We start from the raw sequence: 21088 nt of genomic DNA, 5'->3' as shown, positions 1-21088 counted from the left end.
ACATCCGATGTAATTGGCGCAAAGAACAGCCGCTTCTACTCTTCGGCTATCGCGCTTCCCATTCCGGTCGCGAACACCGCCAAGGAGATACCATGCCAATTTATCCTCTTCATACGATTGAATCGGCTCCCGCGCAATCGAAGCCCGTGCTTCGGCAATTGCAGCAGGCGTTCGGCTTGATCCCGAACATCGCCGCAACGATGGCCGTATCGCCGGTGTTGATCAACGGTTTCATCGGCCTGTTCGAGCGCGTGCATGCCAGCAGTCTGAAGGAGGCGCAAATTCAAACGCTTTTGCTGACCAACGCAGTGACGAACGCAAGCGAATGGCCGGTCGCATTTCACACGGCGCTCGCGTTGAAGGAGGGCGTGAGGCCTGCTGATGTAGAGGCGATCCGGCATGGGAGCTTGCCGGACGACGCCGGACTGGCCGCGCTATCGGCACTGGCTCGCACACTGATAGAGAAGCGGGGCCGCCTGGCCGAATCCGACCAGCAACGCTTCCTGGACGCGGGGTTCAGCGCCCTGCAGATACTCGAGGTGATTGCAGTGGTAGCAGCATCGACGATCACGAATTATGCGAGCAGCGTGACGCAGCCACCGCTCGAAGCGCAGTTCGAGGCGTTCGCTTGGCGGGCGCCCGTGCCTGCGGTCTGAACTTGGGGAAATCGATGACCGCCACCCGTCCCGATCCGAAAGCGCCACCAGGCGAACTCGGTGACCTTCTGCACTATTGGCGGGACGTCCGTGGCGTGAGTCAGCTCGATCTGTCGCTCGAGGCCGGCGTCTCACAGCGGCAGATCAGTTTTATCGAAAGCGGGCGCAGCGTCCCTGGACGGGACACGCTGCTGGCGCTTGCGCAGACGCTCGATGTGCCGCTGCGTGAGCGCAATGCCCTGTTGCTCGCAGCCGGTTACGCACCTATCTATTCAGAGGCGCCATGGAACGCACAGGAGATGCATAGCGTCGTCCGCGCGCTTGAACGGGTCGTTCGCCAACATGAGCCCTTTCCCGCGATCGTGATGGACCGCCACTGGAACGTTCTGATGACTAACGACGCGGCGCCGCGCTTCTTTGACTGTTTCATCGACATGGCCGCGCGTACGGGTCCGCGCAACATGCTGCATTTGATCTTCGATCCGCAGGGGATGCGTCCCTTCGTGGCCGATTGGGATGCCGTGTCGCGAAGCTTACTTCAACGCGTCTATCGGGAATCCGTCGGGAACGTGATCGACGCCGGCACCAGGCGTCTGCTCGACGAACTGCTCGCCTATCCAGACGTGCCGCGTGATTGGAAGACACACTATGGGCCGCCGGCCGCGCCCACGATGCCCGTCATTCCGATGGATTTCATCAGCGAGGGAAGCGTGCTTCGATATTTCTCGATGGTGACGACCGTTGGCGCACCGCGGAGTGTCGTGGCAGAAGAGCTCCGTCTAGAATGCATGTTTCCCGCCGATGACGAAACCGAAGCACGCCACCGGGCGTTGCTTGCCGCGCATTCAAAAAGTCACGGAACCGGGCGCTGACGTTCCCTTGCGCTTTCAGTCGGAAGGACTTTAACGGTCATAGCCAACGAACGCGTGTGAGGAGACTTGTCTTGTGCCGGAGCTTGAGCATACCGAAATCGGAACCACCTCGATCCGCACATTGCTGCATATGGCGTCCGATATTCGGTTCACGCAAAGCTATTCCGAAACAGACGACAACGCGAAACTCCACGCACTTTGGAACGGTTGGATCAAAGAGTACGGCACATCGCCGCTGATGTCGCACCGATAGTTGATGGTACTGTCCCGTCCGTTCTTTTTTGCTGAACTTGCCCCCCACAAACCGGGCCAGGGCTGGGCGAAGCGATGCTGGATAGGGACGCGCTGAGGGTGGTGGTCAAGGGAAAGCCTTGAGCCGCAAGCCAAGCGCGAAGCAGTGGCGGCGATTCGGGAGAAGGTCGACATCCAATCCGACTTCAAGCGGCACGACGTTTCAGATCGACGCAGACCACGATCCGTCGTGGCCAGAAGCCTCTGACTGATCGGGAGAAGCCGATTTGGGCGCACGGAACGGTGCACTTCGTCTCCGTGTAGCTGTCCGCCAAGCACCTTACTGTGCCCTCAGTTTTGTTCGATTCCTGGTTTCAACGGTTACCCCTCGCGCTGGGATGAGTTCTGCGGAAGATATTTCACAGTCTACTAAAGACCGGGACCAATTTGCCGATAAATAAGTGTTCCAATTGATAAGGACGACACCTGCAGCTCTGTGTCGTCGTGTCCGGCCACTCCAAGAGCAAACGATGATTAAAAGAATTGCCTGCTTTACATTTCTTTCATTCGCATCATTTTGCTTGATATCCTGCGCCCAACCATCCGTCTCGGGTACGCAAGCCCAGGCTCCTTTGCGCCAGAATGAAGCGGCACCTGCGTCAGGCGCCGATATAGCGAAGGCCATCGCAAGTCTGCCGCCTGATGTGCGGGCAAACTGCATGGCAGTCGCGGCGTCGGTGCAAACAGGGGATCTGGACCTGACGAAAACGGCTCGCCTCATAAAGACCTGTTTGGCGTCGCGCGACCTGCCTATTGCGCTGAGGGTATTAATGCTCGAGGGGCTTGCGTCGGATGAAGTGGCTCTGCGGGACAACGATGCTGCGATCGAAGCGCAGTCAGCCGCAATCGATTTAGAGTCCGCGCCCACTGACAGGCAGTTGTTTTACTTGGCCAATCTGTACGATGTCACGCACCGGTACAAGGAGGGTCTCGCTACGCTCGACAGAATTCGGGCGGCGCACGAGTCCCGGCACGATCTCGATGCCACGTTCGGTGTCCCATACCATCTGGAGCTCGGCAAGAACCTCGCAGCAACGGGGCATCCTAGCGATGCGATCGCCAATTTCTCGACTGTGATTTCGGCCACGCCAGCGCTTGCTGCCGCCTATGCGCTGCGAGCACAGAATCGCGAGGTCGTCGGCGATAAGGATGGAGCTCGCGCTGACTACATTGAGTTCGCGCGCTGGGCAGCCGAAGATTCGATCGACGCGAACACGCTAGCGAAGCTGGCGAACCTCGGGATCGACGCTGCGAGCGAGCGCAGGCACCCATTCGGCAACGCGAACCCGCTGCTCGAACGCGCACAGCAATCGGCGAGGGACGCGCAACAGGCGCTGACTACTGCTGATACGGCTCAAGCGAAAGCCAAAGCATACTGGGATCTATCGGTCGGCCTCGACGAGAGCGATCGGCGTGTACAAGCACTTGCAGCCATTGACAAAGCAATCGCGCTCGCTCCCGATGACTTGCATTTCAGACAATCGAGGATCACGACTCTCGTCGGCTTGGATCGCATCGACGACGCTCTGGCCGCAGCAGCTCCGCTGCTCGACCAAATGCATCATGAACTCATGGACGGGAAGGATCCCGCTGACGTGTCCCGAAAATATGCTGAACTAACCGGGTCGTTGTGTTGGGGCTATATCCTAAAGCGCGACTGGCCGAACGCAGTTGCGATGATCGCCGATACCGCGTACGGCTCGGACGATTTCGATCGGGACTACCTGGCTGCGCTCTATCTCATCGTGCGTGCTCGCGGTGAGAGTTCAATTCCAGCAAATGCGTACTTCGAAGATTACATTCGTCGAAGCAATTTCAGAAGCGGGGAGCAGTATCGCCAGGCCTTGCTGCAATACGTTCGCGGCCGCGTGCCGTTGAAGACCGTCTACGCAATGATCGATGTGATCGCGAGCCCCGCTGCACGTCAGAACGCTCTAGCCGAAACGTGGATGATGGCAGCCGGTTACGAGCGCTTCGTCAACCACGATGAGGTGGCCGCACGCGTCTTTAGGGAGCGGATCAACGATCTTCGGCCGTTTGGCACGAACGAATGGTTGATGGTCCAGTTCGGCGGCGTGTAATGGCACTCTCGAGGCAGCCGATGACGGGGATCCCGTGTGGTGTAAGTCGCGTGATCGTCGCGGTCGCCGCAATGGCGTCGCTTGCCGCGCAGGCGATGTCGTCCGCGCGATACGGTTCGCTCGGAAATCCGGGCGTCTTTCACCCCGCTCCCCAAATCCCGTTCAGCGACAGCACTTCATTGTGCTCCTTGCAATGGGGTGGTCCGAGCGGCGTGTTCCGGTCGCCGTTGCAGACGCCGGCGCAACAGCGTTCGGTTTGTGCTGAGGAAGCGGCTCGCGGCAACCTCGACGCGCAAACCATTTACGGCCAGCTAGTCTTGTACGGATTCGCCGGTGCACCGAGCGGCGCCGGATTGACTATATTGATCAATGCAGCGACAGACGGCCAGCGTGTCGCGCAACGCATCGTCGGCTCGCTTTACCGGGAGGGCGAGCGCGTGCCGCGGGATCCACATGCGGCACGCCTGTGGTTGAGCCGTGCGGCAGCGTCCGGCGATGGCGTCGCTGCCGGTATCCTCGGAATGCTTGAATATACCGGCGACGGTGGAAAGCCGGATTTCCTCGCTGCTTACAAACAGTTCGTGCAAGCGGCCACGCATGACGACGCACGGGGTGCCACCAACGCCGGACGAATGCTGGCGGCGGGCTGGCCTGGCACGCCGAAAGATCCGTCAGGTGCGGCCGCCTGGTTCATTCACGGTGCAGTGCATGGTGATGCCGACGCTCAGTTTCTCCTGGGTCGCGCTCTCCTTCTCGGTTCGGGTGTCGAGAAGGACGACGTAAAGGCAAGCGGTTGGCTTCGCGCAGCCGCACGCCAACATCAGCGGGAGGCAGAAGCGCTGCTCGCAGAACTCTACCTGCGCGGAACCGGCGTGTCGGTTGATCCTCGCCACGGATTTGCGTTGCTGCTCGATTCTGCCAACCAAGGGTTGCCGAATGGGCAGCGCCGCGTTGGCGAGTTTTACGAAAAGGGGATCGGTGTTACTGCTGACGATGTCATCGCGCGTATATGGTTTCGCAAAGCGGCGCTAAACGGCGACCCAATCGCGCAGTTTGAGCTTGCTGTTTCATATCGTACGGGAACGGGCGGGCCAGTCGATTTAGACGGCGCCGTAGCGTGGATGCGCAGCGCGGCGGAAGCGGGGTTTGCGCCAGCGCAAAACGATCTCGGGACCATGCTGCAGAAAGGCGAAGGCGGGCCACCGAACTTGACGGAGGCTCGCGAGTGGTACGAGCGTGCCTTGGTGCAGGGGCTCGGTGTCGCTGCGCGAAACCTCTCGGCGATGGCGGCGCAGGGCCTCGGCATGCCTCGCGATGAGGCACAAGCGTATCGGTACGCAAGGCTGGGGGCGCAGCGCGGAGATCCGCGCTCGGAACTGTGGGTTGGGTCGATGCTGTCGAGCGGCGTCGGAGTGGAAGCAAAAAAGGCCGCCGGACTCGCATGGCAACGTAAGGCGGCGGATGATGGTGACACTGAAGCCGAGCTTATCGTCGCGCAGCGATATCTTTCCGGTATCGACGTCGCCCGTGATGATGTGTTAGCCGCAAGCTATCTGAGGCGGGCAGCCGACCAAGGCAATCCTCGCGCGCAGACCGCTTTGGCGAGTTTGCTATTGAGGCAATCCGCCGTAGGGAATCTATCCGTTGCGAAGGAGTGGCTACTCAAAGCGATCGCTCAGCATTTCGGGCCGGCCTATGCCGTAATGGGAGAGCTTTACGCAACGGGCCCGGGCGCGCAACCGGATCTGCCGACTGCAATCGAGTGGTTTGCGCGCGGGGCGGCGGTGAAGGATGAGGCTTCCGAGCGAGACCTGTGTCAGTCGTATGCCAGCGCCCTCAGCCCGGCGCACGACGCCGGCAACGCGCTGCATTGGTGCGCCGTGGCCGCCGCCGCGGGGGATAAGATCGCGATGGGCACACTGGCGTCGGGCTCCGTGCCGGAATTGCCGATGGCAGGTCGCGCCTACTGGCAATGGCGGCTCGCATCGACGGGCGACGCGACCTACGCACGTATTCTGGGCGAAACCTACGATCTCGGGCGAGGCGTCCCCGTCGACCATGGCGCGGCGCTCTACTGGTTCAGGTATGCGTCGATGCACGGAGACTCGGCGGCGCAGAGTTCGCTGGCGCGGGATCTCTTTACCGGCGTGGGCGGGCAGCACGACAACTATGAGGCATTCGCTTGGGCTAACCGCTCGGCGGCACGCAGCGCGGACGGCATGATGCTCGTCGGCGAATCGTATCTGTTTGGGCGCGGCGTCGAACAAAATGTCGTTGCCGCGTCGAAATGGTTGACTCTCGCGGCCGATGCGGGGTCGGCGCAGGCGGCGACCGACCTTGCCAATTGCTACGGGACGGGTGAGGGAGTCGCGCGCGACCCTGTGCTTGCGCAACGGTGGTACCGTAAGGCGGCAGCGCTCGGGTCCGAGGAAGCAGCCATCGCGCTCGCGTTAGAAGCACTTAGCGAAGGCGACGAGCCGTCCCCGGTCAATGCACATGATAGATTTTGGCTTGCGCGAGCTGTCGCTGATTCGTTTGAGGGCGATTCTGCAGCCGCACGAGATGCGAACGGAGATAATGACGAACACGCTACATGGCTCGCGCTGTTGGCGCTTGACAGAGCGCGACTGTCACAGCCGTTCGCGCAGTTCGAAACCGGTATTCTGTTTTGGCGCGGGTGGGGCGTAATTCAAGACAAGGCGCTTGGCGACGCATGGCTCAGGCGCGCAGCAGCCACACTTTCGACCCACGTCGGATGGCAAGCCTACGCACGCGCCGCGCAGGTCGTCGAAGCGCGCGTGCGCGCGTCGCTCACGGAAGCTGAAAAGGCTCGCGCCGACCTACTCGCTGCCGCATCGCTTTGACCGTGCCTGCCCCTCAACGCGATGGTCGTCGCCAGGGACGTGCATTCTTACCAACCTAGGAATTTCTGAATTTTTGTTCGGCGCCGCGTCGTGTGGGCGCCGTTCGTGACGCTTGCCCCGAGCGCGTTGCGCACGGGAAATGAACCGACGACCGCTACCGTTACGATAGCGAGGCTACGAAAAATCCTAACCACCGCGCCGAAGCCACCGCCGCACCTACCGCGCAACGGCAGCGGCACGCCACACGTAGCTCAAATACCCCCACCCCCACAACGCCATCCGCACGGAACCGGCCCATTACTGCTACACTATCGTCGTATCAATCTTTCTCAACCCACTCAACCACTTAGGGAGGCGTTCGATGTACAACACCACGCTAAAAGCCGTCCCAAACGTGGCGCGAGTTCCCTCGGGCGACATGCGCCGCTGACAGCGCGCTAATCGTTGCCGCGTTCAGCCGGAGTCATCCGGCGCGCAAACCGGCTCTCTAGCTTTTCCGTTCGTTCGCCGCGGTACGCGGCGTAGCCGCGTCGCCGACGTTTTTCGTCTGCGTCGCGAAGCGTTTCTTTTTCATTTCAAAAGCCCGGGACGCGGCAAGCTCTCAGGGCGGAGCGCCTATGACTCGCAAAAAAATCGACCTCGGCGGGCAGACGTTCAAAGACGTCTTCAGCTTCGCTTTCGTTCATTGGATGCGGCAACGCTGGCGGATCGCCGGCATCGTCGCCGTATCGCTGTTGACCGCGCTGGCCGACGTATTGACGCCGCTGTTCGCCGGACATCTCGTCGATGCCCTGGCCGGCGCGGGCGTCGATAAATACGGCGCATTGCATGGCGCGCTGCGATCGTTCGGAGCGCTGATCGTGCTCGCACTCGGCGGTGCGGCGCTACGCTATCTGACCTTCGCGGGCATCATCGCGCTGACGTTGCGGATGATGAGCGAAATCGCGTCCGACGCGTTTCAGCGCGTGCAGCGTCTCTCCACCGATTGGCATGCCAATAGTTTCGCGGGCTCCACGGTGCGCAAGATCACGCGCGGCATGTGGGCGCTGGACATGCTCAACGACACGGTGCTGGTTGGGCTGTTGCCGTCGGTGGTCATGCTGGTCGGCGCGACGATCTTGCTCGGCATGCATTGGCTGATCATGGGTGTCGTCGTCGGGGTCGGCGCCGTGCTCTACATCGGCACCACGGTTGCGCTGACGATCGGGTTCGTCGCGCCCGCCGCACGGCTGGGCAATGCGTGGGATACGCGCATGGGCGGTGCGCTGGCGGACGCCGTCACCTGCAATTCCGTCGTCAAAGCTTTCGGCGCGGAGCAGCGCGAGGAGCAGCGGTTATCGCGCGTCATCGGCAAATGGCGCGATCGCACGCGCCGCGCATGGGTGCGCGGCACGCTCAACGGCAGTTTGCAGAACGTCATGCTCGCGTTGATGCAAGCGGCCATGCTCGGCGTGGGGCTCGTGCTCTGGCTCGAGGGGCGCGCCGGGGTGGGCGATCTTGCCTTCTCGTTGACGATGTTCCTCGTCTTGCAAGGCTATTTGCGCGACGTGGGTATGCTCGTGCGTCAACTGCAGCGGTCGGTAAACGATATGGAGGAGTTGGCGCAACTGACGCGGCAGCCGCTCGGTATCGATGACAAGCCGGGTGCGGGCGCGCTCGTCGTCAAGCAGGGCGAAATCCGCTTCGAGCATGTCACGTTCCGTTATGACGCACATGCGCAGCCGTTGTACGCAGACTTTTCCGCGCGCATCGCGCCCGGGGAGCGGGTGGGCCTGATCGGGCATTCGGGTTCGGGCAAGACGACGTTCATCAAGCTCATCCAACGTCTCTACGATGTCTCGAAGGGCAGGATCACGATCGACGGTCAAAACATCGCCGATGTCCGGCAGGCTTCGCTTCGCGCGCAAATTGCGATCGTGCAGCAAGAGCCGCTGCTGTTTCATCGCTCATTGGCGGAAAACATCGCCTACGCGCGGCCCGGCGCCTCGCAGGCCGAAATCGAACGCGCGGCGCGGCTTGCCAACGCGCACGAGTTCATCACCGGCTTGCCCAAGGGCTACGACACGCTCGTGGGTGAGCGCGGCGTGAAGCTCTCGGGCGGCGAGCGCCAACGCGTGGCGATCGCGCGTGCGTTCCTGGCCGATGCCCCGGTGCTGATCTTCGATGAGGCGACATCGAGCCTCGATAGCGAGAGCGAAGCGCTGATTCAGGAAGCGATGGAACGCTTGATGGAAGGGCGCACGACCCTCGTCGTCGCGCATCGGCTCTCGACGGTGCGCTCGCTCGATCGTTTGCTCGTACTCGACAAGGGCCGTATTGTCGAAGAGGGTAATCACGAGCAGCTCATTCGGCTCGAGGGCGGGTTGTATCGACGTTTGTTCGAGCGTCAGGCGCTGGAGTTGACCAAGGGGTTGGGCGCCGAGGCGCATCGGACGGAGACGGCTGCGGCGGCCGCGGTTTAAGCCGGCCCCCGCCGAGAGGCGCGGGAAGTAACGACGGCGTAACGCCGCAGCGGTTCAAGGGCTGAGTTCCGTGTCGAACGGACTCAGCCTTTTTTGTTTTCATCTCGCCTGATTCACATAATGGCGAAAACTACAAACTCTCCTAAACAAAATAGTAGTAAATTGTTATGCGAATCTTTAATCAATGGATAAAATCGATGATTCGTGTTAATGCTCTTTCATCGTAATGCAAATGAAAATTAATCGTACATAACGCACTTTTCAGATTAGTGATACCTGTCTAATCGGAGAATTCCCCTTACGCCAAGCGTCATTTGCTGCTTCACTCCAATGCGCTGCGTGGCCCGCACAGCAAGGGTTCCATCGTAGCACCGTTTAAAACGCCGTATGAATTTCAATCGACATTTAATCGGAATGGAAATCGGAGGAAATGGCATGACCAAGACTTTCAAGAAAAAGGTGGTGAGTGGTTTGGCGGCGCTGGCATTCGGTAGCGCTTCATTCACGGGATTTGCCACCGCTGCAGCGGTTCTTTCGCTTGCGGAACCGAGTGCCGCCATGGCCGACACGGGCCCGGCAGTCGACAATTACGCTGCGACGCAATATCCGATCGTGCTGGTGCACGGGCTCTCGGGCACCGATCGCTACGCGAATGTGCTCGACTATTGGTACGGCGTTGCAGCCGATCTCGAGGCCCACGGGGCGGACGTCTATGTGGCGAACCTCTCGGGCTTCCAGAGCGACCTGGGTGCGAACGGGCGCGGAGAGCAATTGCTCGCGTACGTTAAGCAGGTGCTGGCAGCGACAGGCGCGCAAAAAGTCAATTTGATCGGCCATAGCCAAGGCGGGTTATCGGTGCGATACGTCGCGGCCGTGGCGCCCGACCTAGTCGCGTCGGTGACGACGATCGGCACACCACATCGCGGCTCGGAGTTTGCCGATTACGTCGCAGGCGTGCTCGCAAAGGATCCGACGGGGCTTGCTGAACCGCTCATCGCCAAGTTCGCCGATCTGCTCGGGACGCTGTTCAGCAGCAATTTCAATACGAATCAGGATGCCATTGCGGCGTTGACCGCCCTGACGACGGCAGGAGCCGCTCAGTACAACCAGGCCGTACCGAGCGCCGGTCTCGGCGCTCCGGGCTCGTGCCAGACGGGTGCGCCGACCGAGACGGTCAACGGCAACCTGCATTACCTGTATTCGTGGGGCGGAAGCGCGATCCAGCCCACGTGGTCGGCGCTCGGGGTTCAAGGGGCGAGCGACACGAGCGTGTCGGGAGCGCTCGACCCGGCCAATATCAAGGACCCGTCCACGCTGACGCTGTACGGTTCGGGGACGATCATGATCAATCGCAACTCCGGACCGAACGATGGGCTCGTATCCGTTTGCAGCTCGCTGTTCGGCCAAGTGCTGAGCACGAGCTACCACTGGAATCACGTTGACGAAATCAACCAAGTGCTCGGTGTATTGGGTCAAAACGCCGAAGATCCGCTTGCGGTGATCCGCGCGCACGCGAACCGGCTGAAAGTTCAGGGGCTGTAACCGATGATGCGCCCTGTCGACGCTAAGAAGACCGCGAGTACGCTCGCGCTGTTCGGCCTAGCCGGTATCGCCGCGGCGGCCGCGATCTGGTATTTCGATGCGCCGGCCAGGGCGCCTAGCGCGAGCGCGCCAACGCTCGCCGCTACGGCGAGCGCTGCGTCGCTCTTACCGGCGGCGCGTCCCGGCCCGGTTCCGGCGCCCACGTCTTTACCCGTTTCGCTGATGGGTACGACGCCACCGCGGCTGCCACTCGATGCGCGCGGACACTTGCGCAAGAGTCGCGGCGTGCGCGAGTTCTTCGACTATTTCCTCACGGCGCAACACGAGATGCCGCATCAGGCGCTCGACGCGCTCGTGCGAAAGCAGATTGCGGCGCAACTCGACGACACGATGGCCGAGCCCGAAGCGCTCGACCTTTGGCAACGCTACCAGGCTTATCTGGAAGCGATGAATAACCTAAAGGCGATAGCAGCCCCGCCCTCCACCGGCAGCACCGCAAGCACGAGCGATCTCGATGCGATGCAATCGTCGCTCGATGAGCGCGCCGCGGTGGCGGCGCGAACGCTGGGCGCCGACTGGAACGAGGCGTTTTTCGGGGCGGACTGGCGGCGCGCGCACTACATGATCGAGCGATGGCGCGTGCTGCGCGATGCGAGTTTGACCGAGGCGCAAAAGGCGGCGCGCCTGCAAGCGCTCGAGCAAAGCTTACCCCCCGGCGAGCGCACCGCGCTCGAGAAGAGCCGCGATGCGCAAGCTCGAATCCAGGCCGTCGCTCAGCTTCGACAGCAAGGGATGACGCTCGATCAGTTGCGAGCGAAGGCGACCCAGGAGTTCGGGCCGCAGGCCGCCGAGCGCATCGTCAAGATGCAGCAAAACGACGAAGCATGGCACGCGAAATACGCCGACTACAGTGCTCAACGTGCGCGCATCGACGCAATGGGACTCTCACCCACGGAGCGCGAGGCGCAAATCGAGCAACTTAGGCAGCGCGTATTTACGGATCCCTCACAGGCACTGCGCGCGGCTTCGCTCGATCATGGGGCGGGGCGGTAGCGATAGGCGAGAGCCTAACCTGTCGATGCTATTCCAACGGCCCCGGCGATGGGCCGGTTCTTGCTCCAATCGGGCAGACGAGGCAGCCCGGCACGCCTGCAACCGTTCGCAGGAAGTCCGATCGTTCATTCCCTTTTGAATATGGGAGGGCTCGATGTCGCCGTAAATCGCTCGAAAGATTCGATTATTCATCGGTGGTATGCCGTCGAATCCCGGAGCGAGGGCCACGAGCCGTCTCTTCGGGCTTTCCCAAAAGAACCACGGAGCTCCTCATGTCGAAGAATAAGAAAATCGATTCCATCAAACGTTTTTCTCGGGCAGCGCTTCCTCTTGCGATTGCACTTGCGCAACTCCCGTTGAGCGCGCACGCTGCGTCGTCGTGGGTACCCACGGGTACCGACGCGTTCTTGCTTGCCGGCGCCAAGCGCGTGGCCGGGCCGCGACCCGATGCGAGCGTGGCGGTGCCGACCGGCTATGCGCTCAACGTGTCGGGCACGCCCGCCCTTAACGATACGAAAATCACGCCGCTGGAAATCAGTCAGCCGCTGCATATCGTAGTCGTACTCAAGGGACGCAACGAGGCAGGGCTCGATGCGCTGCTGCGCGAGCAAAGCGAGCCGGGCAGCGCGAACTATCTGCACTACCTCACCAGCGCCGAATTCAACGAGCGCTTCGCCCCGACGCGGGGCCAAGTGGACGCCGTGGTCGCGCATCTGCGCGCGAGCGGCTTTACCGGCATTACGGTATCGGAGAACAACAAGCTCGTCTCGGCCGAGGGCAACGTGTCCAATGCGCGCGGCGCCTTCAATGTGACCCTCAAGCGGTTCAACTATCGCGGTAAATCGGTGTACGGCAATGACGTGCCCGCGCAAGTGCCCGGCGAGCTCGGCGGCGTGGTCGACGCGGTCTTGGGCTTGCAAAACGCGGAGGTGCCTCATCGCATGATCCACCGTTTGCTGCCCCCCAAAGCGTGGATCGGCGAACAAAACCTGGCTGCCCAGGCCCTGGCCGGTCAGCAGGTGGGCCATCAGCCGACCGATTTCGCGCAGATATACGGCGCGAGCGGCCTGCCGCCCGCGACGAAGACCACGGTGGGCATCGTCACCTGGGGCGATATGACGCAAACCATCGCGGATCTCAAGCAATTCACGCAACGCGCGGGCATGGCGACGGTCAATACCGCCGTCGTGCCCGGCGGTCAGGGAACGCTCGCGGACGACGGCGATCCGGCCGAATGGGATCTCGACAGTCAGGACATCATCGGCGTGTCGGGTGGCGTGAAAAAGCTGATCTTCTACGCGGCGATCAACGGCGACAGCAGCGACAGCGGCTTGACCGACGCCACGTTGACGCAAACCTACCATACGGTGGCGGCGCGCAACGAGGCGAAGCTCATCAACGTTTCGCTCGGTGAGGACGAGGCGGCGGCCTATGCCGACGGCTCGCTGAAGGCAAACGACGCAGCCTTCAAGCAGGCCGCGGCGCAAGGTCAGATCTTCTCGATTTCCTCGGGTGATGCCGGCGTCTATCAATGGTCATACTCGCCGCAAGGGGCGCCAGGCTACATCGGCAATTACAACGGCAGCGGCACATCGATCACCCCGACGATTCCATTGTCGAAGTACGGCGTCTCGTCGCCGGCGAGTTCGCCCTATGTCGTGGCCGTCGGCGGCACGACGCTTTCCACGACGAATACGACGGCTTGGGCCGGCGAAACCGTATGGAACGAAGGCGCCGCCTATGCCGACCTCGATATATTCGGCTACCCCGTGGACAACGCGGCCCGGATCTGGGCAACGGGCGGCGGGGTCAGCGCCTACGAAGCCGTGCCATCTTGGCAAACGGCCGTGCTGGGCACTTCCCTGAAGAAGCGTGCGTTGCCGGATGTCGCATTCGATGCGGCGTCGAGCACGGGGGCGTTGATCGTCATCGACGGACAACCCGGCCAGCAAGTCGGTGGCACGAGTCTATCGTCGCCGATTTTCGTCGGAGGGTTCGCGCGCATCGAGTCGGCGCACAACAACATCATCGGTCTGCCGACGTCTTGCTTATACCGGAAGCTTTCGAGCAACAAGGCGCTCGTGCACGACGTGACCGCCGCCACGAGCAACGGCTATGGCGGTTATGGCTATAAGCCGGCGGCGGGCTGGGACTACGACACCGGCTTTGGCAGTCTGCAATTCTCGAAGCTGAGCGCGACGTACTGAGCGTCGCGATCCGGCTCGGCGCGTGCCCCTAGGCCGCGCGCGCCGAGCCGAGCTCGATGTGCCGCTCGATCACGCGGGCCAGGGCGTCGAACGCGGGCGCGATCCGCTCGTGCGGCACGCACGCATAGCCGAGCAACAGACCCGTCTTCGCGGCATCCTCGTGGCTGTAGTACGTGGATAGCGGCCGGACGATCACGCCTGCTTCGAACGCCGCGGCCGTGATGGCCCGGTCGTCGGTGCCTTCCGGCAAGCCGAGCACGAAGTGCAGGCCGGCCTCGTCGCCCATGACCGGCAGCGCGTCGCCGAAGCGCGTGGTGATCGCGTCGATGAGAATCTGCCGGCGCTCGCCGTACAAGGCCCGCATGCGGCGGACATGCGAGGTCAAGTAGCCGTCCATGATGAAATCGGCCAATACGGCCTGATGCATGAGTTGGCCTTCCCGGTACAACTCGGCGACGCCCGTGCGGAACGTGTCCACCAAATGATCGGGGGCGACCATGTAGCCGATCCGCAATCCGGGATACAAGATTTTCCCGAGACTGCCGACGTAGATGACGCGTCCTGCTTCGTCGAGCCCTTGCAGCGAGGCGATCGGCCGACTGCCGTAGCGGAACTCGCTATCGTAGTCGTCCTCGACGATCCACACGCCGTGCTGGCGCGCGTATTCGAGCAAGGTCCGGCGGCGGGCGAGGCTCATTACCATCCCAAGCGGATATTGATGCGAGGGCGTCACCACGGCAATGCGCGGCGGCGCCGAGAGGGCGGGGCCGCGCGGGTTCAATCCTTCGTTGTCCACGGGCATCGGTTCCAGCTCGAGTCCCGCCGCTTGCAAGACGCTGCGCGCGCCCCAATAGCAAGGTTCCTCCACCCAGGCGCGATCGCCGACGTCGGTCAGCAGCCGCACGGCGAGATCCATCGACTGATGAATACCCGTCGTGATGATGATTTGATCCGGCGAGCATTTGACCGAGCGCGCAACGCGCAGGTAGTCCGACAACGCCCGCCGCAACGGCCGATAGCCGCTCCCGGGCGCGTAGGTCAGAAGGTCCGGATTCGCCTCTTTCCACAGCTTGGCCTGCAAGCGGCTCCATGTGCGAGAGGGAAATTCGGTCACGTCGGGCACGCCGGGCATAAAGGCGCCCCATTGCTTGGGCGCGACGCCCGCGCGCCCGATCAAGCGCCGGCCGCGCGTGGACAGGCTTTGCTGAGCGAGCGCTTCGCGCGGCGTGCCCGGCTCCGCTGCGTGCGGCACGGCGCGAGGCCGGACGGCGGTCGCGTCGGGGCGCGTATCGGCCACATAAGTGCCGCTGCCCGTGGTCGAGAGCACGTACCCTTCGGCCGTCAACTGGTCATATACGCGTAGAACCGTGTTGCGCGCGATCTCGAGATCGTCTGCCAGCATCCTCGAACTCGGCAGCTTGGTGCCGGGGGCGAGCTGCCCCGTCAAGATCGCTTGCTGCACGAGGCGTAGCACTTGGCGGTACATCGGCTCGGCCGCGCCCCGTTCGAGCCTGGCCGCGAGCCAGTCCGACAGAATGATCGTATCCAAAGTGGTTCCCTTCGGAATAATGAAATGGTTCCGTTGCGTGGAACCGTGACCGATTATATTGGATTGCAACTGCAGTGCGTAGCTCGCGAGTCGATGGAGCCAATCCAAGAGACCGCCGAGGCGCCGGCCAAGGCCGAAACGGAGACGACGGACGATGAAGACGGATCAGGTGATCGTGAGCTTTCGCGGTGTGCGCAAGACGTATGACGGGGAAACCCTAGTCGTCAAATCGCTCGACCTCGACATTTACCAGGGCGAATTCTTGACGCTGCTCGGGCCGTCCGGTTCAGGTAAGACGACTTGTCTGATGATGCTGGCCGGCTTCGAATTTCCCACCGGCGGCGAGATTCGGCTCGACGGGCAACTACTCAATACGGTGCCGCCGCATAAGCGCAACATCGGCATGGTGTTCCAGAACTACGCGCTGTTTCCGCATATGACGGTGGAGCAGAACGTCGGCTATCCGCTGACGGTGCGCAAGGTGGATGGCGCCGAGCGCGCTCACCGCGTCGCCGAAGCGCTCAAGATGGTGCGCATGGAGGGCTTTGCCAAGCGCTATCCGTCGCAGCTCTCGGGCGGTCAGCAGCAACGGATCGCGCTGGCGCGCGCGCTCGTGTTCGAGCCGAAGCTCGTGCTCATGGACGAACCGCTCGGCGCACTCGATAAGCAACTGCGCGAGCACATGCAATACGAACTGAAGGCGCTGCACGAGAAGCTCGGAGTGACGTTCGTTTACGTGACGCACGACCAGGGCGAGGCGCTCACGATGTCGGACCGCGTTGCCGTCTTCGACAAAGGTATCGTGCAGCAGCTCGACACGGTGGACCGTCTCTACGAAACGCCATGCAATGAATTCGTCGCCAACTTCATCGGCGACAGCAACCGCTTGCGCGGCACGATCGCCGATGTGGACGGCGAATTTTGCCGTCTGCGCTTGAACGACGGCACCCATGTCGTGGGCCGCAACGTGGCCGGCGCGAGGGCAGGGACGCCCGCGGTGGCCTGCATCCGCCCCGAGCGGTTGCGCTTGGCGACCGAGGCGCGCGATCCCCAACGCGGCAACGCGCTTTCGAGCGAGGTGCGCGGACTCATTTATTTCGGCGATCACGTGCGCATGCGGTGCGCTGTGCCGGATCAGGACGAATGCTTCGTCAAGGTGCCGCTCGGGACGGAAGCGCTCGATACCTATGTGCCCGGCGCACCCGTCGCATTGGAGTTCGCACCGGAACACTTGCGCGTATTCGCGTAAGCCAAGTAAGTGCTGGCGAAACGCACGTCGAAAAAGATAGCCAATAACCCTATCAGCCCCCGCAAGACCCACGAAGATCCACGTAGAGGAGAGCCTAGATGAAGACCCACACCATCACGATGCGCCGCACAGCCGCGCTCTTTGCCGGCGCTTGCGCGTTGACGATGCTCGGTGCGGCAGGCGCGTCGGCCGCCGAGCTGACCGTCGTCAACTTCGGCGGCGCGAACGCCGATGCGCAGAAGGTTGCCTACTATCAGCCGTTCGAGCAAAAGACCGGCAACAAGGTGACGGCTGTCGAATATAACGGCGAAACGGCCAAGATCAAGGCGATGGTCGAAGCCAAGCACGTGAATTGGGACGTCGTCGAAGTCGAATCGGGCGATCTGGGCCGCGGCTGCGACGAAGGCCTCTATGAAAAGCTCGATTGGTCGAAAATCGCCAAGAAGTCGGAATTGATTCCCGAGTCGCCGAGCACCTGCGGCGTGGGCTTCTTCGTTTGGTCGACCGCCATCGCCTATAACGCCGACAAGCTCAAGACGGCGCCGACGGGCTGGGCCGATTTCTGGGACGTGAAGAAGATCCCCGGCAAGCGTGCGCTGCGCAAGGGTGCGCGCGGCAACCTCGAATTCGCGTTGATGGCGGACGGCGTCGCGCCCAAAGATGTTTACAAGGTGCTGGCGACCAAAGCCGGGCAAGACCGCGCGTTCAAGAAGCTCGACGAACTGAAGCCGAATATCCAGTGGTGGGAGGCGGGTGCGCAGCCGCCGCAATTCCTCGTTGCGGGCGATGTCGTGATGTCGTCGGCATTCAACGGCCGGATCGATGCCGCGCAACGCGAAGGCAAGAACCTGAAGGTGGTCTGGAACGGCAGCATCTACGATCTCGACTACTGGGTCATCCCGAAGGGAACGCCGAACAAGGCGCTCGCCGAACAGTTCATTGCCTATTCGATATCGTCCAAGCCGCAACAGGCCTATGCGCAGCATATCGCTTACGGTCCCGCGAACCGTGATGCGATCAAATCGCTCGACGCGAAGACGCTGTCGAACCTGCCGAATTCGCCGGCCAACGGTAAGAACGCGGTCTTGCAAGACGCGGCGTTCTGGACCGACTACGGCGACGAACTCGAGCAGCGTTTCGCCTCGTGGGCATCGAAGTAACGTCGATCGGCAAGCAAGCAGTGGCGGCAATACCGATGCGATAGTCGGTATTGCCGAGCGCGCCGCTCGATAGATAGGCCGAGCGGCGCACGGCCGGAAGCACAATGCGGGAAGAAGAGGCAATGCAGGAGATGAGCGTGCAAACGATGACGATTCCGGGCGAGCCGGGCGGCGCATCAACCGCGACTTTAAAGCGCGAGTTGAAAGCGGCGCAGGCGCGCAAGCGACTGACGGCGCTGCTCTTGATTGCACCGCTTGCGATTTTTTTGTTGTTGGTGTTCGTGGTGCCGATCGCGGCGCTGCTGACGCGCGCCGTCCAAAACCCCGAGGTCGCCGACGCGCTGCCGAAGACCGCCGCCGCCTTGAGCCGCTGGGACCGCAAGAGCGAACCGCCGGTCGGCGCGTACGCGGCGCTGACGACCGATTTGGCCGCGACGCAGGACGGCCAAATCATGGGCAGCTTGGAGCGCCGGCTGAATGTGGAAATTCCGGGCTTTCATTCGTTGATATCGAAGACGGCGAACGCATTGCCGTTCACCGACGACGATAACCATCCGCTGAAACTGACCCCTGAGCAACTGCGCGCGAAGTTGATCGACGTCGATGCGCGGTGGGGCGACGCGCGTTATTGGCGCGCGATTGCAAAAAACGGCTCGCGCTATTCGCCGTTTTATCTGCTTGCCTCGCTCGACCATCGACAGGACGCATTCGGTCACATCGAGAAGACCGATCCCGATCAGCGTATCTATCTGAACGTCTTCAGCCGCACGTTCGTGATCGGCGCGGTGGTCACGCTGGCGGCGCTGCTGCTCGGCTATCCCCTCGCGTATTGGATCTCGACGTTGAACGCGCGCCGCGCGAACCTGGTGATGATCCTCGTGCTGATTCCGTTTTGGACATCGATCCTCGTGCGCGTGGCCGCGTGGATCGTCATCTTGCAGACCGAAGGGCTCGTCAACCGGACGTTGATCGACTTGCACCTGATTCAGGCGCCGCTCGAACTGCTGTTCAATCGCACCGGCGTCTATATTTCGATGACGCACATTTTGTTGCCGTTCATGATTTTGCCGCTTTATAGCGTGATGAAGTCGATTCCGCCGACTTATCAGCGCGCGGCTGTGTCACTCGGCAGCCATCCGTTCGCGGCGTTTTGGCGCGTGTATGTGCCGCAGACCTATCCGGGTATCGGTGCGGGGGCGCTGCTCGTGTTCATTTTGGCGATCGGCTACTACATTACGCCGGCGTTGCTCGGTGGGCCGAACGATCAAATGGTCAGCTACTACGTCGCGTACTTCACGAACGTGACGATCAACTGGGGGATGGCTTGCGCGCTCGGTGGCCTGCTGTTGGCGGCGACGCTCGTGCTCTATGCCGTATATGGCCGCTTCACGAAGGCGCAGCCGAATCTATAGCGCCGCGCTCGCCTTCGCGCTTTCGACCATTTGACTCAATAGACCCGCGATGCCCTTCGGGGCAATCGAGCCGGAGCCGACGATGAAACTTTCTAAACCGCTGTTCGCGCCGCATACGTCGCTCGTCGAACGCGCCTGGTATTTCCTGCTGCGCGGCGGCGCCGTGCTGACGCTGTTGTACTTGATTCTGCCCGTGCTGGCGATCGTGCCGTTGTCCTTTTCGTCGAGCACGTTCCTCGTCTATCCGATTCCGAGCTGGTCCCTGCGCTGGTACGAGCATCTGATCACGTCGGACGCGTGGCGCATGGCGGCGAAGAACAGCTTTATCGTCGCGCCTTCAGCCACGATCCTGGCGACGATACTCGGCACGCTGGCGGCATTGGGGCTTGCGAAAGCGAACTTTCGCGGCAAGGCGATTCTGATGGCGATATTGATTTCGCCAATGATCGTGCCCGTGATCGTCGTGGGCGTCGGCATGTATCTGTTCTTCGCGCCGCTCGGTCTGGCCAACACCTATATCGGCCTCATCATGGCGCACGCGGCGCTCGGTGTGCCGTTCGTCGTAACGACGGTCGGCGCCACGTTGCAGGGGTTCGACGGCAATCTCGTGCGGGCCAGCCTCTCGCTGGGGGCCAATCCGACGCACACGTTCTTTCGGATCACGTTGCCGGTGATCGCGCCGGGAGTGATTTCGGGTGCGCTCTTCGCGTTTGCTACTTCGTTCGACGAAGTGGTCGTGACGCTGTTTCTCGCGGGGGCGAATCAAACGACGTTGCCGCGCCAGATGTTCACCGGTATCCGCGAGAACATCACACCGACGATCGCCGCGCTCGCCACGATTCTCATTCTGTTTTCGACGGGATTGCTGCTGGCGCTCGAATGGCTGCGCGGGAGGAACGCGGCGCGCGCGGTTGCGTGAGAGACTTGAGCTGGCGTATTGACGCCGGCTGCGCGCTACCGCATGATGCAGAGCATGAGCTCGCGCACCTTCACGAACACGACAACGCCTACGACCGCTTATGGCGGGCCGTGAGGTCGATACGTGCGCTACAAATCGTATTCATCCCAATGCCCCGCCAGCAACGGACGGGGCCTTGTCGTTTCTCCGTACGTCGCTGGCATGAACGGAGAAAGGTCATGCAAAGTTCTCGTCCGCCACGCCGTGCGCTGTTGATCCTCGATATGCAGGAGGGCCTGTTCAATGGCCCGGAAGAGCCTTACGACCGCGAGCGAATTCTCGCGAACGTCAAGCTGTTGATTGCCAACGCGCGCAATGCGCAGGCGCCGATTTTCGCGGTTCGCCATACGGGGCCAGCCGGTTCGCCGATCGAACCGGGCAGCCCTTTGACGCGGTTATTAGCCGACATGGAGCTTGATCCAAGCATCGATAGGCTCTTTGACAAGACCCGTCCGAATGCATTTGCCGGCACGGGATTAACGGTTTGGCTCAAAGACGCGGCGATCGATGAATTAGTCATCGCGGGCATGAAGACCGAGTACTGTGTGGATACGACTTGCCGGGCGGCTGCCGATATGGGCTTTCACCCCGTGCTGATCGCCGATGCGCACACTTGCATGGATACGCCGGTGTTGCCCGCGAAGTCGATCATCGAACACCACAATAAGACGTTGGGCGCGGCGTTCGCAACGCTTATCTGCTCGACCGACTGCGAATTTTAGAAAGGAGCAA

14 protein-coding genes are annotated in these 21088 nt (G+C 61.9%); 13 read left to right on the top strand and 1 reads right to left on the bottom strand.

Annotated features, from left to right (window positions below; translation table 11 throughout):
* The first annotated feature begins 92 nt into the window (after positions 1–92).
* The 8 genes from DXT59_RS01400 to DXT59_RS01360 all read left to right on the top strand — a co-directional run bounded on the left by DXT59_RS01400 (position 93) and on the right by DXT59_RS01360 (position 14028).
* The gene (locus DXT59_RS01400; protein ID WP_116135154.1) at positions 93–656 is read left to right on the top strand and encodes a carboxymuconolactone decarboxylase family protein; all 564 of its coding nucleotides are present in this window, start codon (positions 93–95) and stop codon (positions 654–656) included.
* A 14-nt stretch (positions 657–670) separates the two neighbouring features.
* A complete protein-coding gene (locus tag DXT59_RS01395) occupies positions 671–1528 on the top strand; it encodes a helix-turn-helix domain-containing protein (RefSeq protein WP_116135195.1) in 858 nt (285 codons plus the stop codon).
* A 761-nt stretch (positions 1529–2289) separates the two neighbouring features.
* Positions 2290–3900, top strand: coding sequence for a tetratricopeptide repeat protein (locus tag DXT59_RS01385; RefSeq protein WP_162877894.1), 1611 nt, complete (start codon positions 2290–2292; stop codon positions 3898–3900).
* Complete coding sequence (locus tag DXT59_RS01380) at positions 3900–6764, top strand: tetratricopeptide repeat protein (RefSeq protein ID WP_162877893.1); 2865 nt, start codon at positions 3900–3902, stop codon at positions 6762–6764. Before DXT59_RS01385 ends, DXT59_RS01380 begins: the two co-directional genes overlap by 1 nt.
* 617 nt (positions 6765–7381) lie before the next feature.
* Positions 7382–9226 (top strand): ABC transporter ATP-binding protein, encoded by a 1845-nt coding sequence (locus tag DXT59_RS01375; protein WP_116135150.1) that lies wholly within the window; start codon positions 7382–7384, stop codon positions 9224–9226.
* 435 nt (positions 9227–9661) lie between these two features.
* Positions 9662–10768: a triacylglycerol lipase gene (locus DXT59_RS01370; protein WP_116135194.1), complete on the top strand. Its 1107-nt coding sequence runs from the start codon at positions 9662–9664 to the stop codon at positions 10766–10768.
* Positions 10769–10771: 3 nt separating this feature from the next.
* The gene (locus tag DXT59_RS01365; RefSeq protein WP_240324357.1) at positions 10772–11821 is read left to right on the top strand and encodes a lipase secretion chaperone; all 1050 of its coding nucleotides are present in this window, start codon (positions 10772–10774) and stop codon (positions 11819–11821) included.
* A 272-nt stretch (positions 11822–12093) separates the two neighbouring features.
* Positions 12094–14028: a S53 family peptidase gene (locus DXT59_RS01360; RefSeq protein ID WP_116135149.1), complete on the top strand. Its 1935-nt coding sequence runs from the start codon at positions 12094–12096 to the stop codon at positions 14026–14028.
* A gap of 28 nt (positions 14029–14056) precedes the next feature.
* Here the strand turns inward: DXT59_RS01360 and pdxR are convergent, their stop codons facing one another.
* Entirely contained in the window at positions 14057–15577 is a 1521-nt protein-coding gene (gene pdxR / locus DXT59_RS01355) for a MocR-like pyridoxine biosynthesis transcription factor PdxR (RefSeq protein ID WP_116135192.1), read from the bottom strand.
* A gap of 154 nt (positions 15578–15731) precedes the next feature.
* Between pdxR and DXT59_RS01350 the strand changes: the two genes are divergently transcribed.
* The 5 genes from DXT59_RS01350 to DXT59_RS01330 all read left to right on the top strand — a co-directional run bounded on the left by DXT59_RS01350 (position 15732) and on the right by DXT59_RS01330 (position 21078).
* Positions 15732–16826, top strand: a complete 1095-nt coding sequence (locus tag DXT59_RS01350; RefSeq protein WP_116135148.1) for an ABC transporter ATP-binding protein — start codon at positions 15732–15734, stop codon at positions 16824–16826.
* Between the two features lie 98 nt (positions 16827–16924).
* Positions 16925–17986, top strand: coding sequence for an ABC transporter substrate-binding protein (locus DXT59_RS01345; RefSeq protein ID WP_116135147.1), 1062 nt, complete (start codon positions 16925–16927; stop codon positions 17984–17986).
* Positions 17987–18132: 146 nt separating this feature from the next.
* Positions 18133–19398, top strand: coding sequence for an ABC transporter permease (locus DXT59_RS01340; protein ID WP_116135191.1), 1266 nt, complete (start codon positions 18133–18135; stop codon positions 19396–19398).
* Positions 19399–19480: 82 nt separating this feature from the next.
* The gene (locus tag DXT59_RS01335; RefSeq protein WP_116135190.1) at positions 19481–20317 is read left to right on the top strand and encodes an ABC transporter permease; all 837 of its coding nucleotides are present in this window, start codon (positions 19481–19483) and stop codon (positions 20315–20317) included.
* A gap of 218 nt (positions 20318–20535) precedes the next feature.
* Positions 20536–21078 (top strand): cysteine hydrolase family protein, encoded by a 543-nt coding sequence (locus DXT59_RS01330; RefSeq protein WP_116135189.1) that lies wholly within the window; start codon positions 20536–20538, stop codon positions 21076–21078.
* Positions 21079–21088: the final 10 nt, after the last annotated feature.

Source organism: Trinickia diaoshuihuensis (assembly GCF_003390925.1).
GTDB classification, from domain to species: Bacteria; Pseudomonadota; Gammaproteobacteria; order Burkholderiales; family Burkholderiaceae; genus Trinickia; species Trinickia diaoshuihuensis.
Note: the sequence above shows the minus strand (reverse complement) of the source record. Positions and strands in the feature narration are given on the sequence as shown.

What these genes read in the sequence shown, in the direction of transcription:
- DXT59_RS01370 (WP_116135194.1), top strand. Translation starts at nt 9,662, where the DNA reads ATGACCAAGACTTTCAAGAAAAAGGTGGTGAGTGGTTTGGCGGCGCTG.
- DXT59_RS01340 (WP_116135191.1), top strand. Translation starts at nt 18,133, where the DNA reads ATGACGATTCCGGGCGAGCCGGGCGGCGCATCAACCGCGACTTTAAAG.
- DXT59_RS01395 (WP_116135195.1), top strand. Translation starts at nt 671, where the DNA reads ATGACCGCCACCCGTCCCGATCCGAAAGCGCCACCAGGCGAACTCGGT.
- DXT59_RS01350 (WP_116135148.1), top strand. Translation starts at nt 15,732, where the DNA reads ATGAAGACGGATCAGGTGATCGTGAGCTTTCGCGGTGTGCGCAAGACG.
- DXT59_RS01380 (WP_162877893.1), top strand. Translation starts at nt 3,900, where the DNA reads ATGGCACTCTCGAGGCAGCCGATGACGGGGATCCCGTGTGGTGTAAGT.
- DXT59_RS01385 (WP_162877894.1), top strand. Translation starts at nt 2,290, where the DNA reads ATGATTAAAAGAATTGCCTGCTTTACATTTCTTTCATTCGCATCATTT.
- DXT59_RS01360 (WP_116135149.1), top strand. Translation starts at nt 12,094, where the DNA reads ATGTCGAAGAATAAGAAAATCGATTCCATCAAACGTTTTTCTCGGGCA.
- DXT59_RS01335 (WP_116135190.1), top strand. Translation starts at nt 19,481, where the DNA reads ATGAAACTTTCTAAACCGCTGTTCGCGCCGCATACGTCGCTCGTCGAA.
- DXT59_RS01365 (WP_240324357.1), top strand. Translation starts at nt 10,772, where the DNA reads ATGATGCGCCCTGTCGACGCTAAGAAGACCGCGAGTACGCTCGCGCTG.
- DXT59_RS01400 (WP_116135154.1), top strand. Translation starts at nt 93, where the DNA reads ATGCCAATTTATCCTCTTCATACGATTGAATCGGCTCCCGCGCAATCG.
- DXT59_RS01375 (WP_116135150.1), top strand. Translation starts at nt 7,382, where the DNA reads ATGACTCGCAAAAAAATCGACCTCGGCGGGCAGACGTTCAAAGACGTC.
- DXT59_RS01345 (WP_116135147.1), top strand. Translation starts at nt 16,925, where the DNA reads ATGAAGACCCACACCATCACGATGCGCCGCACAGCCGCGCTCTTTGCC.
- DXT59_RS01330 (WP_116135189.1), top strand. Translation starts at nt 20,536, where the DNA reads ATGCAAAGTTCTCGTCCGCCACGCCGTGCGCTGTTGATCCTCGATATG.